Origin of the sequence: Bradyrhizobium sp. JR4.1, assembly GCF_040548605.1 — a bacterium.
Taxonomy (GTDB): domain Bacteria; phylum Pseudomonadota; class Alphaproteobacteria; order Rhizobiales; family Xanthobacteraceae; genus Bradyrhizobium; species Bradyrhizobium canariense.
In genome coordinates this window covers 132,825-149,167 of sequence record NZ_JBEPRY010000016.1, presented here as the reverse complement: position 1 = coordinate 149,167, position 16,343 = coordinate 132,825, and the positions used below count along the sequence as shown (strand labels likewise).

The following is a 16,343-nucleotide window of genomic DNA, read 5'->3' as shown; positions in this document are numbered from 1 at the left end:
GCTATGGCAACCGGGCGGCACTGGATAAAGGGTTCAGAGGGGCGAACAGTCGAAACCAGGAGTTTGCAATCATGGACCGCCTGACCAGCATGGCCGTCTTCGTCAAGGCGGTCGATGTGGGTTCGTTCGCCGCCGCCGCCGATGCGCTCGAAATGTCGGGGCCAATGGTCGGCAAGCACGTTCGTTTCCTCGAGGAGCGCCTGGGCGTCCGCCTCCTCAACCGCACCACACGGCGCCAGAGCTTGACCGAGACGGGCCAAGCCTATTACGAGCGCTGCCGCACTGTGCTCGCTGAAGCCGAGGCCGCCGACGCCGTCGCTTCCGACGAATTGTCCGAGCCGCGTGGCCGGCTCCGCGTGACCATGCCCGCCCTGCTCGGCCGGCACTGCATCGCCCCCTTGCTGATGAAGCTTGCGCGACGATATCCCGATCTGGAGCTCGATCTCTCGTTCGGCGACCCGATCGCTGACATCATCGAGGGCCGCTATGATCTTGCGATCCGGACCGGCGATCTGCACGATCAATCCGACCTGAAGACGCGGCGCATCGCAAGCCAGCGCATGGTGGTGTGCGGCGCGCGCTCGTATTTGCGCGCCAACGGCAAGCCGAAATCGCTCGACGATCTTGCCCAGCATCAGGCGATCATCTATCGCCGCTCCGGACGCGTCCGGCCGTGGCTGTTTCCCCGCAAGGGCCAGCCTCCGAGCGAAATCATGCCGGCGGGAAGGCTCAGGTTCGACGATCTCGATGCGATTGCGGATGCCGCGACACAGGGGATTGGACTGGCCTGGCTGCCATACTGGCTGGTCCGCGAACGCCTACGCGCCGGTACACTCATCAATCTGTTGAGCGGTCAGCCGGGATTCCTCTACGACTGCCATGCGCTCTGGCCCCGCTCGCCCCGGATGCCGCCGAAAGTTCGCGCCGCCGTGGACGCCTTGGCGGCCGCCCTGCCGAAGCTCATGACCTGACGCCGGATGCCACGACGCTGCACGGCATGGCGCGCCCGTTAACCCCGCGTCCACCATCCGGCCCGGCCTTCCGCCGGTAACCACGAGAATTAACAGACCCTCAATTCGCCCCAGACAAGTTTAGCAATGTTTCTGAGGGGTTTTGCCGTGGATCTGTTGGTTTTCGAGTTCCTGGGACTGGCCTTGGTCGCCATGTGCGTGGTCGTGGTGGCCCTGCCTTGTACGCGCAAACCCTCCCGGCGGGTCCGCTACGAATAGGATTTTCGTCGGTAAATGCGATTCCGGCCCAAATGCAAGGCTCGAATTCGCTTCGAGCCCCTTGACATCACAGCGCTTTCGGCAGAACGGCTGATGGACTTGTCATGGGCCGTTCATGGATCTGATTACCACCACCGCTGACCTTGCGGCTGCCTGCAGCCGGTTGGCCAAGCACCCCGTCATTACCGTCGATACCGAGTTCCTGCGCGAGACCACCTATTACCCGCTGCTGTGCGTGGTGCAGATGGCCAGCGCCGAGGAAGCGATCGTCATCGACACCCTGGCGGCGGGCATCGACCTCAAGCCGTTCTTCGAGCTGATGGCCAATGAGGCTGTGCTGAAGGTGTTCCACGCCGCCCGGCAGGACATCGAGATCATCTGGCATCAGGCGGGCATCATCCCGCATCCGGTGTTCGACACCCAGGTCGCGGCCATGGTGCTCGGCTACGGCGACAGCATCGCCTACGACGCGCTGGTCGAGAAGGTCACCGGACACCGCCCGGACAAGACTCACCGCTTCACCGACTGGTCGCGCCGGCCGCTGACCAAGGAGCAGATGCACTACGCCGTGTCCGACGTCACGCATCTGCGCGACGTGTTCGCAGCCCTCGATGCCGACCTCAAGAAGCGCCGCCGCAGCGAATGGGTCTCGATCGAGATGGAGGTCCTGACCTCGCCCAAGACCTACGACTTCCACCCCGAGCGCGCCTGGGAACGGCTCAAGACGCGGGTGCGCAAGCCCAAGGACCTCGCGGTCCTGATGGAGGTCGCCGCCTGGCGCGAGCAGGAGGCGCAGAGCCGCGACGTGCCGCGAGGCCGCGTGCTGCGCGATGAGGCCGTCAGCGACATCGCGACCCACGCGCCAAACACGATCGAGAAGCTCGCGAACCTGCGCTCGGTGCCGAAGGGTTTTGAGAAATCCAAATGGGGCGCCGACATCGTCGCCGCCGTCGAGCGCGGCCTGGCGCGCGATCACGCCACGCTGCCGAAGCTGGAAAAGCCGCGCAACAATAACAATGGCGCCGCGATCGTCGAGCTGTTGAAGGTGCTGTTGCGCATGACCGCGGAGCGCCATGCGGTCGCCAGCAAGGTGATTGCGACCGTCGACGATCTCGAGGAGATCGCGGCCGACGACGAGGCCGACGTGCCGGCATTACGCGGCTGGCGCCGCGAGCTGTTCGGCGAGGCCGCACTGAAACTGAAGCGCGGCGAGCTGGCGCTGGCGGTCGAGAAAGGCCGCGTGATCGGGGTTCAGCGGGCGGAATAGGCCGCCATCTCTCCCCAGCGTCGTCCTGGCGAAAGCCAGGACCCATCACCCCAGGGAAGAGTTTGGCGAAGACTCGTCGTTCGGGACTCCTACCATCCCCATCGAGAGACCTCGCGGTATGGGTCCCGGCCTTCGCCGGGACAACAGGGTGGGTGCGGCGGAACGCTCCGCCTGCATTGACGCTTCCCTTACGCCGGCGTCAGCTTCGCCACTTCCGGCTTCATGTCATCAAGCACACCTGAAATCGCCGCGACCAGCTCGTCGATCTGAGCTTTGGTGACGATCAGCGGCGGGCAGATAGCGATGGCGTCGAGCATGTTGCGCGAGATCACGCCGCGCTCCTGCAGCATGCGGCTGGCCATGCCGCCGACGGCGCCCGGCGTTGCCGCCGCGGTCTTGCGCGCCTTATCCAGCACCAGTTCGATCGCTGCGATCATGCCGACACCGCGGACCTCGCCGACCAGCGGATGACTGGTGAGTTCACGCAGCTTGCCTTGCATGTAGCCACCGAGCTCGGCGGCGTGCGCAACCAGTCCCCGCTCCTCGATGATCTTCAAATTCTCCAGCGCAATCGCCGAGCCGACCGGATGGCCGCCCGCGGTGAAGCCGTGGCCGAGCACGCCGATCTTGTTGCTCTCATCGGCGATCGGCTCGAACATGCGATCGTTCATCATGATGGCCGACAGCGGGAAATAGCTCGAGGTGATCTGTTTGGAGACCACGATCGCGTCGGGCTTGATGCCGTAGGTTTCGCAGCCGAACATCTTACCGGTGCGACCGAAGCCGCAGATGACCTCGTCCGCGACCAACAGGATGTCGTATTTGTTCAGTACCTTCTGGATCTTGTCCCAATAGGTCGCCGGCGGCACGATGACGCCGCCCGCGCCCATCACCGGCTCGCCGAAGAACGCCGCGATCGTGTCCGGGCCTTCCTTCTGAATCAACGCATCGAGCTCCTCGGCTCGCCGCGTCGCGAAGGCTTCCTCGCTCTCCCCGGGCGCGCCGTCCTTGTAGAAATGCGGCGAGCCCGTGTGCAGGATGTTCGGGAGCGGCAAGTCGAAAGAGCGGTGGTTGTTCGGCAGGCCGGTGAGGCTGGCGGACGCAATGGTGACGCCGTGATAGGCGCGCATCCGGCTGATCACCTTCTTGCGCTGTGGCTGGCCGAGCGCATTGGAGCGATAGGCAATCAACTTCAGAACTGTGTCGTTGGCCTCCGAGCCGGAGTTGGTGAAGAACACCTTGCTCATCGGCACAGGCGCAAGTGCGACCAGCTTCTCGGCGAGATCGATCGAGGGCCCGTGCGATTTGGCGGAGAAGGTATGATAGAATGGCAGCGCCAGCATCTGCTTGTGCGCGGCGTCGACCAGCCGCTTCTCGTTGAAGCCGAGCCCGACGCTCCACAGGCCTGCCATCGCCTCGAAATAGCGCTTGCCCGACGCATCGAACACGTAGGGGCCCTCGCCGCGCTCGATCACCAGGGGACCGGCCTGCTGATGGGCGCGCGCGTTGGTGTAGGGATGGAGCTGATAGGCCACATCCCGGGCCTCTTGCGAATTGGGCAACATGGACATTTGCGGGCATCCTTGAAAGCGTCACGTCGCCGGCGCGGCCAGCGTCATCACTCGATGATCCAGCTCCTTGGCTATTGCCACCGCGCAAAACTTGCAACGTCAATTCGTCGGCAGCAAGCGCTCACCAGCGTTGCACAAAGCCGCACATCGGGCAGCTGTCACGCCGCGCCGTCGTCATTCCCATCGCCATCGGCCGCAGCGGCCTCCCGCACCTCCACCAGCGCCATCGAGAGCAGATACACCGTCGTGGGCAGACCAAGACGGCGCGCCGCCTCGGCGGCACGCGACAGGTCGCTTGCCAGCTCCTCGAGCTGATCTCCCCGTGACAATGTCCCACTCCATCCGTCGATCGCGGCCGCCTACACCGCAACGGCGCCGCTGGTTCTGATCAGTTCGGCGCTGGACTGGATTGTAGCAAAATTCCCGATCACATTCACTACTGCATGCTTGTAGGCGGCAGCATCGCCTGTCCCCGGCTGCCGGCAGGCCACCGCGTCGGCCACCACCTGGAAGCGATGGCTGCGGTGAAACCCGTCGATAGCGGTGGCCAACACAGTTTCGTCCAGGGAAAAGCCAGCGAGCACGCAACGGACATTGCGGATATTGGACATGTAGTCCACAAACCGCGACGAACTGTAGGCTGACGGCAGCGGATGCTCGAACGTCATTTCTCCCGGCCGCGGCTTCGCCTCCGCGATCCAATCGGTCAGCCTGGATGCCGGATTGAACCAGGCCGCCTGCGCGATGCGCTTCAGATGCATCACCGGCCAGAGATTGTCGCGCCACAGCGTCAGCAGTTCCACGCAGCGCGCCGTGGCGGCATCGCCGTCGAGGATGACGTGGCGACGTCCGGGGGTCAGATATTCGACCTGGAGATCCGCGCAGACCAGGATCGGCGGATCGTCTGTGACGGAAACCAGCATGGGTTTGCGCGCAGCTGCAGCAGTTTCAACGGCCAGCGAGCGCGACGTCCCGCAGCGGCGACGTCACGGCCCGTCCTGCCGAGGCGTCGAGCACGCCCGGCCGGTCCCAATCGCCCTCGGGGCGGATGATCACGTACGGATCGCTGTCCAGCGTAATGGCATCCGGGCCCGGTTCGATCTCCAGCAGCATTTCCGTGTAGGAGAAGTCGGAAAAGGTGATCTTGCGATTGTGACCGAGCGGCTTGGCCCCGAAATGAGCCCAGAAATCGACCAGCCGGTCCTGCGCCTGGCCGTAGATCTTGCGAAAGCCCTTGCGCTTCACATAGTCGACGCTCGCCTGTACCAGCTTGAATGAGACCCGCGAGCGCCGATATTGGTGCCGCACCGCAAGCCGTTCCACCTTGGCGAAATCGCCGAAGAACCGCACCCGTAGACAGCCCGCAGGCTCGTTGCCGACATAGCCGATGAAATGCGCGGCGACCATGTCGTTCCCGTCGAACTCCTCGTCGAACGGGCAATCCTGCTCGGCGAGATAGACGGCTGAGCGGATCGAGGTGACCAGCATGAGATCGCTGAGATCGCGTGCGAGGCGAATGGTGATGGCGCGGGAATCGGGCTTCGCGAGAGGAATCCTAGTACCGTGCATCTGCAAAACTCCTTGCTTGGATGATCGCGCCCGGCATGCGCATCGGCTGCCGATGCCAGGGCCGCTCGTAGCACCAGAGGTCGGGTTGGAAGCTTGGAACAGGCTCGAAGCCTGTCGCCTTCATGATATCGCGTCCGGCCACGGTTGACGGCTGCGCATAGCAATCCGCGTTGCGAAACCTTAGCTGTCTAAGATGAGCCGCGGCCTTGCCGAGACCGGCGACGCCGCGCCCCGTCGCCGCGATCGCCCAGATGTAGATGGCGGAAACGTCTTCCTTCGCGGACGCGAGATGGCACGTCTCGGGCGCGGTGAGGCAGATCTCGTCGAGCAGCAGCGCATCATGCCCGCGATCGTTGAGAAACAGGAAGGCCATGCCGCCGACGAGCTTGCCCTTCCGGCTGAAAGTCAGGATGCTCTCGGGATCGAAGGCGAAATATTTTGCAAGCTCAGTCGCCCCGATCCGAACGCCCGGCACCAGCCGGTGCGCCAGCTGCGAAAGCGCGGCGATTTCGGAAAATTCGGCACGACGGACGTCGACATCCGGACTGAGCGGCAGCGCGTCGAAATCATGCCTTGCGGCAAACGAGCCCCTTTCCATACCCATGTCACCCCTCTATCGTTCGCGGCTTTCGTGCCCCGCTATGACCAAGAGCTTAGCGGCTGGGGATCAGGCGTATGCAGCAGTTATTGCACCGGGGTGCTGCGATAATGCAGCACCGTGAAGAAGCCCTGGACATGTCCTGGGACGATTTGAAACTGTTTTTAGCTTGCGCAAAATATAAAAGTTTCCGCAACGCCGCCGAGGAGCTCGGGCTCACCTCCACCACCTTGATGCGCAGGATCGACCGGCTCGAAGAGAGCATCGACTGCAAGCTGTTCCTGCGCGACCAGAGCGGGCTCACGCTCAGCGACGAAGGCAGCGCGATGATCGCCGACGTGGCGCATATGGAGCGTCATGCCTTCAACGTGTTCCGGCGAGCCTCGCGATCGTCGAACGACATGTCAGGCACCGTGCGGGTCGCGGTGACCGAAGGTCCCGGCAATTTCTGGATCCTGCCGCGACTGATCGACTTCCAGAAGACCTATCGCAAGATCACCGTCGACCTGCGCTGCGCGATGGAACAGGCCGACGTCGCGCGGCTCGAATCCGATATTGCGATCCAGCTCGAGCCGCCGACCAATCCCGATCTGATCGTCGCCAAGCTCGGCCGGCTGCACATCTATCCCTTCGTGTCCAAGGAGTACGAAAACCTCTACGGCGTGCCGGCGAGCCTGGCCGAGCTGAAGAACCACCGCATCATCAAGCAGAGCGCTCCGCAGGTCGACGACGGCGCTTATGCCCGCGTGCTCGGACTTAAGTCGCTCGAGGGCATCGTCGGGATCAAGACCAATTCCTCGGTCGGCGTGCTCTACGCGGTGGAGCGCGGCGCCGGCATCGGATTCCTGCCGACGGTCTCGATCGCGCTCGGCGCCCCGCTCGTCGCCGTCGATCTCGGCGTCAGCCACCACGCCGATCTCTGGCTTACCTATCACAAGGAGTTCCGCGCCTCCGAGCGCCACAAGATCGTGGTCGATTGGCTGAAGAAAATCTTCGATCCCAAGGCCCACCCCTGTTTCCGCGACGAGTTCATCCACCCGAACGCGCTGGCGCCGATGATGACGGCCGCGCGCGAGGGTTTTGGATTGACGGGCTATGTCGCGGCAATGCCGACTTAAAACTCGAGCATGATCCTTTCGTAAAACCGCGTCGCAGTTTTCCGGATCCTCCTCTGGGCCGACGCGGGCAGGCTTCGCCTCACCACCGATATTCGAAGCCGACCGTGCCCTGGTGCGACGTCAGCTCGTTGCGGAACTTGCCGTCGTAATTGACGTAGAGCCGCGCCGTGTTGGTCAGGCTGAGCGAGGCCGAGGCGCCGGCATCCGTGCCGTAGCGGCTCTCGCCGATGCCGGGCACGACGATGCTCTGACTCCCGAGGCTGACTTGCACCGATCCCAGGTTCTGATGGAAATTGTCGACGAACTTGCCGTAGGCGGACAGGTCCAGGATCTTCTGGTCGAAGATGAAGTAGCGTCCAATCTCGGCTCCGATCATGACGCGCGCGCGCGAGAGCGCAGTCGAGCCGACATTGAGTGGATCGAGGCCGCCAACCTCCTGGAACGCGACGCTGGTGGCGCGGACATATTCCAGTGCACCCTTGGGCACGATGCGCATCTGATCCTTGGTCCAGTAATAGCTGATCTCGGTCAGCGCGCCGTCGACTGCGGCGCGATAACCCGCGGTCGCAAGTCCCAGGCCGGTGTCCCGGCTGGAGCGGACCTTGCCGAAGCCGTGCACCACCGCGAACGCCCAGGTCCAGGGACCCTTGTCGACCGAGCCGCTGAAGCCGAGTTGCGTCAGGTCCAGCGTCGCGGACTGAAGTGCGAGCGGCACGTCGATGTCGGTGTGGCTCTGGTCGACGGAGAAGCCGAGATTGACACCCGGCGCGAGCCGCGCGCCAAGGCCTGCGACACCGCCAAACGTCTTCCGCTTGTCGCCGACAAAGTCTCCTTGTGCATCCGTCCGGACCGAGATGCCGTAACCCTCGAACCAGGTGCGGTAGCGCGGATCTTCCGCGCCCGCCGATGCACCGCCGCCGCCGGGATTGGTCCGGAACGCCCGGTTGACGCCGCCAGAAGCCTGGCTGCCGAGCCGCTCCAGGAAATTCGAGCCGAGATTGAGCGCGCTGTTGCCGGCCGACTGGTCGTAATTGGTCGCGGTCGGCATCGGAATCGGCGTCGGTGACGGCGTGGGTGTCGGGGTCGGCGTAGGCGTAGGCGTCGGACTTTGCGCAAAGCCTGATGTCGTCGACAGTACCATGATGAGCGCAAACGCCACGGCAGCCGCGATCCAACGGACGCGGTTCAGCCTGATCGCCTGCCGTGTCTCTGAGGGCTGCGACGTGCAGCACATGGCGACAAATCCCGAAGCAAAGGGCGGCGCGCAAAAATGCAACAGGAGCGGCGCACGCGTGCCGCGATTTGTGCCGAACTGTTACTGAGGGTCAACCGGCTGGCGCGTCCAGGCAAAGGCATTGCTTCCGATTGTGGTTCCGCGGCCACAGGTCGCAAATTGCGGACGGGCGCTCCGGTCGGGCTCTTGAAATTCGCGCGCGGCTTGCTAACGGGCGATTTTCATGTTGCAATATCGGACACAATCGGAATTGGCCGCTCGACTGTGCGTTTCGCGACATTGAACTCAAGACTCGAACAGACTACCGGAGGCCCGTTTGTGGCGTGGCACGCGAAAAGCGGCCGCGTCGTTTTTGTATCTAGCGGAGGAGACTGAGGATGCCGCAAAAGGGCACCGTCAAATGGTTCAACCCGACCAAGGGCTATGGGTTCATCAAGCCGAACGGCAGTGATAAGGACGTCTTCGTCCACATCTCCGCCGTCGAGCGCGCCGGACTCTCGACCCTCAATGAAAATCAAGTGGTCGAATACGACCTCGTGGAGAACCGCGGCAAGGCATCCGCGGAGAACCTCAAGGTTTCCTGATTGCTCTCGCGGTCTGCGCAAGAGATCATGACGTTGCCCCCGGCTCTGCCGGGGGTTTTTGTTTGGGATGAAAGTATTCCGAGTGCGACGGCGCTTCACCGCACCAACGGCGCAACCAGAAAGTTCTCCGACGGCCCGCTGCCCGCGGTCTTGCACACATCGCCCTCGATCCGGACCTTGCCCGTCGCGAGCAGGCTCAGTGCTGCGGGATAGATGCGGTGCTCGACTTCGAGGATACGCTCCGACAGCGTGTCCGCCGTGTCGTGGTCGCTGACGGGAACGGCGCCCTGCATCACGATTGGACCGGCGTCGGTCTCGGGGATCACGAAGTGCACTGTCGCTCCGGACAGCTTGACGCCGGCGCGCAACGCCTGGCCGTGCGGGTCGAGACCGGGGAACGATGGCAGCAGCGAGGGATGGATGTTGAGCATCCGCCCGTACCAGGCCTTGGTGAATTCGGCCGTGAACAGGCGCATAAAGCCGCCGAGGCAAATCAGCTCGATGCCGTGCTGATCGAGCGCTGCTTGCAGCACCTTCTCGAAGCCGGCGCGGTCCTTGCCGAACGACTTGCTTTCGATCACCAGCGTCTTCACGCCGCTCGCTTTGGCCCTTTCCAACCCCTGCGCATCGGCCTTGTTCGAGATGACGAGCGAAATCTCCGCCGGAAAATCCGGCGCGGCCGCGCCCTTGATCAGCGCAGCCATGTTGGAGCCACGGCCGGAAATCAGGATGGCGACGCGGCGTTTCATCACAGCGCCAGATCGAGATGGCCGTTATAGACGACGCGATGCTCGCCCTCGGCGGGGATCACGGTACCGAGCTGTGCCACGGTCTCACCGGCGTCGGCGAAGACCTCCACGACCTCTTCGACCTTGTCCGGCTCGACGATCGCGATCATGCCGATCCCACAATTGAAGGTCCGCAGCATTTCGAGCTCGGCGATGCCGGCCTGCGCGGCCAGCCATTTGAACACCGGCAGTACCGGCAGGCGCGCCAGATCGATACCGACGCCGAGATGCTTCGGCAGCACGCGCGGAATGTTGTCGGTGAAGCCGCCTCCGGTGATGTGGGCAAGCCCCTTCACCGCGCCGGTCTCGCGGATCGCGCGCAGGCAGGATTTGACGTAGAGACGCGTCGGCGTCAGCAACGCGCCGCCGAGCGTCATGACGGGCGCAAACGGCGCCTGCGCCCCGAAGCCGAGGCCGGATTGTTCCACGATCTTGCGCACCAGCGAGAAACCATTGGAGTGCACGCCCGACGAGGCGAGCCCGATCACGGCATCGCCGGCGGCGATGTCCTTGCGCGGCAAGAGCGTGCCCCGCTCCGCGGCGCCGACGGCAAAGCCGCCGAGGTCGTAGTCGCCGTCCCTGTAGAGGCCGGGCATCTCGGCCGTCTCGCCGCCGATCAGGGCGCAGCCGGATTCGCGGCAGCCTTCGGCGACGCCGGCGACAATCGACGCGGTCGCCTCCGGATCGAGCTTGCCGCAGGCAAAATAGTCCAGGAAGAACAGCGGCTCGGCGCCCTGCACCACGAGGTCGTTGACGCTCATGGCGACGAGGTCGATGCCGATCCCGCCATGCAGGCCGGTCTCGATCGCGATCTTGACCTTGGTGCCGACGCCATCGGTCGCGGCCACCAGGATGGGATCCTTAAAACCGGCTGCCTTGAGATCGAACAGGCCGCCGAATCCCCCGATTTCGGCGTCGGCGCCGGGCCGTGCGGTGGCGCGCACCATCGGCTTGATCAGGTCGACCAAGCGGTTGCCCGCATCGATATCGACGCCTGAATCGGCGTAAGTGAGGCCGTTTTTGCGGTCGGTCATGCCCGATTTCCAGTGGGTTTGCGGCTGGTTACGTCGAATTCCGGGGACGCGCAATGGCTCGCATGGCGCGCCGCCGTATACTATGTAGAGATATCAACCGGTTCAGCCTGCAAAGGGCCGAATTCGAGGTCAGGCCGGGTGCCGGGAAGCGCCGTGTGAGTATACCGAACATCATTACTTTGGGCCGCATCATGCTGGTCCCGATCATCGTCTGGGCCATCGTGTCGAGCCAAATGGAGGTGGCGTTCGCCGTCTTCCTGATCGCCGGTATCAGCGACGCGGTCGACGGCTTCCTTGCCAAGCGCTTCAACATGACGAGCGAGCTCGGCGCCTTGCTCGACCCGCTCGCCGACAAGGCGCTGCTGGTCTCGATCTACATGGCCTTGGGCATCTGGGGCGCGATTCCGCGCTGGATCGTCATCCTGGTGGTCTCGCGCGACATCATGATCGTCGCCGCCGTGATCATATCGTGGCTGTTCGACCGCCCTGTGGAGATGAAGCCCTCGAAGGTATCCAAGCTCAACACTGTGGCCCAGGTGGCGTTCGCAGCGCTGGTGCTGGCCGCCCTCGCCTTCGGCTTCAAAGCCGGTCCTTATGATATAATCCTGATGGGCCTCGTCACGATCTTCACGCTCTCCTCCGTGTCGCTCTATCTCGTCGAATGGTTGCGGCACATGAGCACGATCGAGGCCAAGTAGCAGCACGATCGAGGCCAAATGAGTTGGGAAGCGGCCCCGCAAAGGCCAACTCCCGTTCGATTAAGTCGCATCTCTTCAAACCAAGCCGGCATATGCCGGCACGGAGCAAAGCAAGCGTGCCAGGCCGCGTTCATCCCCGACAATTGGCGTTTTCGCTTCCGCATGCGGAGAGCCTGAGCCGGGACAATTTCCTCGAAGGCCCCGTCAACGCCGCCGGTCTTGCCCTCATCGACGCCTGGCCGGAATGGCCGAACCGGATCATGTGGCTGGCCGGCCCGGAAGGAAGCGGCAAGAGCCATCTCGCCGCGATCTGGGCCGAGGCCTCAGGCGCCCGCTCGACCACGGCCAATGGGCTGACCGCCGAAGCCGTCCCGGCTGCGCTCGCCACCGGCGCGCTGGTGGTCGAGGATCCCAAGGCGAGGGAATTCGATGAGCGCGCCCTGTTCCATCTGATGAATCTGGCCCGCGAGGACGGCGCCTACGTCCTCTTCACCGGACGCGAGGCGCCCGCCTCTCTCGAGATCGAGCTCGCCGACCTGCGCTCGCGGCTCCGCGCTGTCCCCGTTATCTCGCTGCTGCCGCCTGACGACCAGCTCTTCCGCGGCCTGATCGTCAAATTCTGCGCCGACCGCCAGCTCGCCATGGACGAGAGCGTGGTCAGCTACCTCGCCACTCGCCTGGAGCGGTCCTCGGCCGCCGCCCGACGGGCTGTGGACCTGCTGGACAGCGAGGCCCTGCGCCTCGGCCGCCCCGTCACCCGGGCCCTGGCGGCCGAGCTGCTCCGGGATGTCTGACCAAGGCGGCTTGACGCGGCCGGGCCGCGGAACATCAATGTCATCGAAACGTCATCGCTCTAACACATGCTCCCGCGGGTTTTGCGCGTAAGTCGCAAATTGGGGCGAACTGGATGGATCGACTTCTGATGGATTCTGCGCAAGCTGTTGAAGTTAAAGAGAAAACCCCGGAAGCCGAAGGCCCGCCGGCGATCGCATCGAGCCCCGAGCGGTTCATCAATCGCGAGCTCTCCTGGCTGCACTTCAACCGCCGCGTCCTGGAGGAATCGGTCAATCCCAGCCACCCCATGCTGGAGCGGGTGCGATTCCTGTCGATTTCAGCGAATAACCTCGACGAGTTCTTCATGGTCCGCGTTGCCGGCATCAAGGCCCAGGTGCGCGAAGGCATTGCCGAGCGCAGCCCCGACGGTCTGACCCCGTCCGAGCAGCTCGCACTGATCAACCGGACCGTCTCGCAGCTTGCCTCCGACCAGCAGGCAATCTGGCGCGACCTGCGCGGCACGCTCGCCGACGAGGGCATCGTGCTGGTCGAGGGCAAGGAAGTCACCAAAGCGGAACGAACCTGGGTCGAGGACTACTTCCTCAGCAACGTGTTCCCGCTGCTGACACCGCTCGCGATCGACCCGGCCCACCCCTTCCCGTTCATTCCGAGCCTCGGCTTCACCATCGCGCTCCAGCTCACGCGCGCCGCCGACGGCAAGCAGATGAACGCGCTGATCCGCATGCCCGGCAAGATCGACCGCTTCATCCGCCTGCCGGCCGAGGGCAAGGTCGTCCGGCTGATCTCGCTGGAGCAGGCCACCGCGCTATTCATCAACCGCCTGTTCCCCGGCTACAATCTTCACGGCCAGGGCGCCTTCCGTGTCATCCGCGACTCCGAACTCGAAATCGAGGAAGAGGCCGAGGATCTCGTCCGCTTGTTCGAGACCGCGCTGAAGCGCCGCCGCCGCGGCTCGGTGATCCGGCTCGAGATCGATGCCAAGATGCCGGAGCAGCTGCGCAGCTTCGTACAGCACGCGCTGTCGACCGCCGACGACGAGGTGTTTTTGGTCGATGGCGTGCTCGCCATGAACGAGCTCTCGCAGCTCACCCGCCTCGACCGGCCCGATCTGGAATTCACCCCTTACGTGCCCCGCCATCCCGAGCGCGTGCGCGAGCAAGGCGGCGACATCTTCGCTGCGATCCGGCAGAAGGATCTCGTCGTTCATCACCCCTATGAATCCTTCGACGTCGTGGTGCAGTTTCTCCAGCAGGCGACGCGCGACCCCGACGTCGTCGCCATCAAGCAGACACTCTACCGCACCTCGAGCAACTCGCCGATCGTGCGCGCGCTCGTGGAAGCTGCAGAAGCCGGCAAATCCGTCACCGCGCTGATCGAGCTGAAGGCCCGCTTCGACGAGGAGGCCAACATCCGCTGGGCGCGCGACCTCGAACGCGCCGGCGTGCAGGTCGTCTACGGCTTCCTCGAACTGAAGACCCACGCGAAATTGTCGATGGTGGTGCGCCGTGAAGGCGGCAGCCTCACGACTTACGTCCACACCGGCACCGGCAATTATCATCCGGTGACCGCGCGCATCTACACCGACCTCTCCTACTTCACCTCGGACCCGACCATCGGCCGCGATGCCGCCCGCGTGTTCAACTTCATCACCGGCTATGCCGCGCCGAGCGATCTTGAAAAGATGGCGGTCTCGCCGCTGACCTTGCGCAAGCGCATCATCGAGCACATCCAGGGCGAGACCGCGCATGCGCGCCACGGCCGGCCCGGTGCGGTCTGGATGAAGATGAACGCGCTGGTCGACCCCGACATTATCGACGCGCTCTACGAGGCCTCACAGGCCGGCGTGCAGGTCGAGCTTGTGGTGCGCGGTATCTGCTGCCTGCGGCCCGGTATTCCCGGCCTGTCGGAGAACATCCGCGTCAAGTCGATCATCGGACGATTCCTCGAACACGGCCGAATTTACTGCTTCGGCATGGGCCAGGGCCTGCCGAGCGCGAAAGCGGCTGTGTATATCTCCTCGGCCGACATGATGCCGCGCAATCTCGACCGCCGCGTCGAGGTGCTGTGTCCGCTGCAAAATCCCACGGTGCATCAGCAGGTTCTCGAACAGATCATGGTCGCCAATCTCAAGGACAATGAACAGAGCTGGCAATTGTTGCCGGACGGGTCCTCAACGCGTATGAAGACCGCGAAGGGCGAGGAGCCTTTCAACGTCCACAACTACTTCATGACCAATCCGAGTCTGTCTGGCCGTGGTAAGTCGCTCAAGGAATCCTCGCCGCGCCGCCTCACGCGCCGTAATGAACGTCATCAATCCTGATCCGGGATCGTCGACGTGAAGCGGCCGCGCAAGCGCGGCTCGAGCGTCGCGGTCATCGACATCGGCTCCAACTCGGTCCGTCTCGTCGTCTACGAGGGACTGACGCGGAGCCTCATTCCCATCTTCAACGAGAAGACGCTGTGCGGGCTTGGGCGCGAGGTGCAGAGCACGGGCCTGCTTGCGCCCGACGCCGTCGACAAGGCGCTGACCTCGCTCAAGCGCTTCCGTGCGCTGTGCCGGGTGATGCAGGTCGGACGGGTGTTTGCGATTGCGACCGCCGCCTGCCGCGACGCCTCCAACGGCCCCGACTTCATCGCCAAAGCCGAGCGCATCTGCGCGGTGAAGATCGAGATCCTGTCGGGCCCGCGCGAGGCGCGGCTGTCGGCGCTTGGCGTGATCTCCGGCATCCATCATCCCGACGGTATCGTCGGTGACCTCGGCGGCGGTTCGCTCGAACTGATCGACGTGCGCAAAAACACCGTGCGCAGCGGCGTGACGCTGCCGCTCGGCGGGCTCGCGCTGCAGGACCTCGCACATAAATCCCTGAAACGCGCCGACCGCATCGTGCGCGAAGCGCTCGACGGGGTGCCGCAGCTCAAGGCCGGGAGCGGCCGCAGCTTCTACGCCGTCGGCGGTACCTGGCGCGCGCTGGCGCGCATCCACATCATCCAGAGCGGCTACCCGCTCCAGGTGATGCACGGCTATTCGATTTCGGCTGCCGAGGCGCTCGATTTTTCCCGACGTCTCCGCCGGCTTGCGGCCGCCGGCATGCTTGCAGACATCGAGATCGTCGCCGACGCCCGGCGCCCGCTCCTCACCTATGCGGCACTGGTGCTCGAGCACATCATCCGGGTGGCGAAGCCGAAGACCATCGTGTTCTCGACCTTCGGCGTGCGCGAGGGCCTGCTGCACGAGAAGCTGCCGGAGTCCGAACGCAACAAGGACGGACTGATCTGCGCGGCCGAGGAGCTGAACCAGCTGCTGTCTCGTTCGGCAAAGCACGCGCGCGAGTTGATCGCCTGGACCGACCGCCTCGCGCGCGTGGTGAAGCTGCGCGAGACCGAGGAGGACCGCCGTCTGCGCCACGCCGCGTGCCTGTTGTCCGACATCGGCTGGCGCGTGCATCCCGACCATCGCGGCGAGCAGACGCTGAGCCTCGTCGTCAACGGCAATTTCGGCGCGATCACCCACACCGAGCGCGCCTTCGTCGGCCTGTCCGTGTTCTATCGCTATGCGGGGCTCAGCGAGGAGAACCAGCCGCCGGTCGCCATGCAGGAGCTGCTGACGCCGGCGCAACTCGAACGCGCCCGCCTACTGGGCGCCGCCTTCCGCGTTGCGCATCTGATCTCGGCGGCGCGTCCGGGCGTCTTGCCCGCGACGCATTTCCGCAGCGTGGGCCGCAAGCTGTTGCTGGTGTTCGAGCACCGCCTCGGCGATCTCGTCGCGGATCGCGTCGGCAGCCGCTTCCGCGCGCTGGCCCGGCTGATTGGTCGCGCCGGGTCGATCGTGCGGCGGTAGAAAGCGGTGAGATCAGGTGC

16 protein-coding genes are annotated in these 16,343 nt (G+C 64.4%); 8 read left to right on the top strand and 8 right to left on the bottom strand.

What is annotated here, in order from left to right:
• Positions 1-71: 71 nt before the first annotated feature.
• Together ABIB90_RS27410 and rnd are read left to right on the top strand one after the other, a co-directional pair.
• The gene (locus ABIB90_RS27410; protein ID WP_354163447.1) at positions 72-971 is read left to right on the top strand and encodes a LysR family transcriptional regulator; all 900 of its coding nucleotides are present in this window, start codon (positions 72-74) and stop codon (positions 969-971) included.
• A 373-nt stretch (positions 972-1,344) separates the two neighbouring features.
• Entirely contained in the window at positions 1,345-2,496 is a 1,152-nt protein-coding gene (rnd, locus tag ABIB90_RS27405; RefSeq protein WP_007591909.1) for a ribonuclease D, read from the top strand.
• Positions 2,497-2,684: 188 nt separating this feature from the next.
• Here rnd and ABIB90_RS27400 read toward each other — a convergent pair whose 3' ends face one another.
• The 5 genes from ABIB90_RS27400 to ABIB90_RS27380 all read right to left on the bottom strand — a co-directional run bounded on the left by ABIB90_RS27400 (position 2,685) and on the right by ABIB90_RS27380 (position 6,240).
• Positions 2,685-4,067 (bottom strand): aspartate aminotransferase family protein, encoded by a 1,383-nt coding sequence (locus ABIB90_RS27400; RefSeq protein ID WP_007591914.1) that lies wholly within the window; start codon positions 4,065-4,067, stop codon positions 2,685-2,687.
• A gap of 158 nt (positions 4,068-4,225) precedes the next feature.
• Positions 4,226-4,396, bottom strand: a complete 171-nt coding sequence (locus ABIB90_RS27395; protein ID WP_007591915.1) for a hypothetical protein — start codon at positions 4,394-4,396, stop codon at positions 4,226-4,228.
• 30 nt (positions 4,397-4,426) lie between these two features.
• Positions 4,427-4,990: an isochorismatase family protein gene (locus ABIB90_RS27390; RefSeq protein WP_007591916.1), complete on the bottom strand. Its 564-nt coding sequence runs from the start codon at positions 4,988-4,990 to the stop codon at positions 4,427-4,429.
• Between the two features lie 25 nt (positions 4,991-5,015).
• Positions 5,016-5,636 carry a GNAT family N-acetyltransferase gene (locus tag ABIB90_RS27385; protein ID WP_007591919.1) on the bottom strand — a complete coding sequence of 207 codons (621 nt, stop codon included), beginning with the start codon at positions 5,634-5,636 and terminating at the stop codon, positions 5,016-5,018.
• On the bottom strand, positions 5,623-6,240 hold the full coding sequence (locus tag ABIB90_RS27380) for a hypothetical protein (RefSeq protein WP_354163452.1): 618 nt from the start codon (positions 6,238-6,240) through the stop codon (positions 5,623-5,625). Before ABIB90_RS27380 ends, ABIB90_RS27385 begins: the two co-directional genes overlap by 14 nt.
• A gap of 71 nt (positions 6,241-6,311) precedes the next feature.
• On the opposite strand from ABIB90_RS27380, the gene ABIB90_RS27375 reads away from it, so the two are divergent.
• Positions 6,312-7,352 (top strand): LysR family transcriptional regulator, encoded by a 1,041-nt coding sequence (locus tag ABIB90_RS27375; RefSeq protein WP_354163454.1) that lies wholly within the window; start codon positions 6,312-6,314, stop codon positions 7,350-7,352.
• 79 nt (positions 7,353-7,431) lie between these two features.
• Here the strand turns inward: ABIB90_RS27375 and ABIB90_RS27370 are convergent, their stop codons facing one another.
• Positions 7,432-8,586 (bottom strand): autotransporter outer membrane beta-barrel domain-containing protein, encoded by a 1,155-nt coding sequence (locus tag ABIB90_RS27370; RefSeq protein ID WP_354163456.1) that lies wholly within the window; start codon positions 8,584-8,586, stop codon positions 7,432-7,434.
• Between the two features lie 377 nt (positions 8,587-8,963).
• Here ABIB90_RS27370 and ABIB90_RS27365 point away from each other — a divergent pair, with 377 nt between their 5' ends.
• Complete coding sequence (locus tag ABIB90_RS27365) at positions 8,964-9,170, top strand: cold-shock protein (RefSeq protein ID WP_007591938.1); 207 nt, start codon at positions 8,964-8,966, stop codon at positions 9,168-9,170.
• 95 nt (positions 9,171-9,265) lie between these two features.
• On the opposite strand, the gene purN is transcribed toward ABIB90_RS27365, so the two are convergent.
• Both purN and purM read right to left on the bottom strand, forming a co-directional pair.
• The gene (purN, locus tag ABIB90_RS27360; RefSeq protein ID WP_354163458.1) at positions 9,266-9,919 is read right to left on the bottom strand and encodes a phosphoribosylglycinamide formyltransferase; all 654 of its coding nucleotides are present in this window, start codon (positions 9,917-9,919) and stop codon (positions 9,266-9,268) included.
• Positions 9,919-10,992, bottom strand: coding sequence for a phosphoribosylformylglycinamidine cyclo-ligase (gene purM / locus ABIB90_RS27355; RefSeq protein ID WP_354163460.1), 1,074 nt, complete (start codon positions 10,990-10,992; stop codon positions 9,919-9,921). Before purM ends, purN begins: the two co-directional genes overlap by 1 nt.
• 155 nt (positions 10,993-11,147) lie before the next feature.
• Between purM and ABIB90_RS27350 the strand changes: the two genes are divergently transcribed.
• From ABIB90_RS27350 to ppx, 4 genes are all read left to right on the top strand, one after another.
• Positions 11,148-11,690, top strand: a complete 543-nt coding sequence (locus tag ABIB90_RS27350) for a CDP-alcohol phosphatidyltransferase family protein (protein ID WP_027517558.1) — start codon at positions 11,148-11,150, stop codon at positions 11,688-11,690.
• Between the two features lie 116 nt (positions 11,691-11,806).
• Positions 11,807-12,484: a P-loop NTPase family protein gene (locus ABIB90_RS27345; protein ID WP_354163462.1), complete on the top strand. Its 678-nt coding sequence runs from the start codon at positions 11,807-11,809 to the stop codon at positions 12,482-12,484.
• Between the two features lie 128 nt (positions 12,485-12,612).
• On the top strand, positions 12,613-14,805 hold the full coding sequence (locus ABIB90_RS27340) for an RNA degradosome polyphosphate kinase (RefSeq protein ID WP_354163917.1): 2,193 nt from the start codon (positions 12,613-12,615) through the stop codon (positions 14,803-14,805).
• A gap of 15 nt (positions 14,806-14,820) precedes the next feature.
• Positions 14,821-16,323, top strand: coding sequence for an exopolyphosphatase (ppx, locus tag ABIB90_RS27335; RefSeq protein ID WP_354163464.1), 1,503 nt, complete (start codon positions 14,821-14,823; stop codon positions 16,321-16,323).
• The last annotated feature ends 20 nt before the right edge of the window (positions 16,324-16,343 follow it).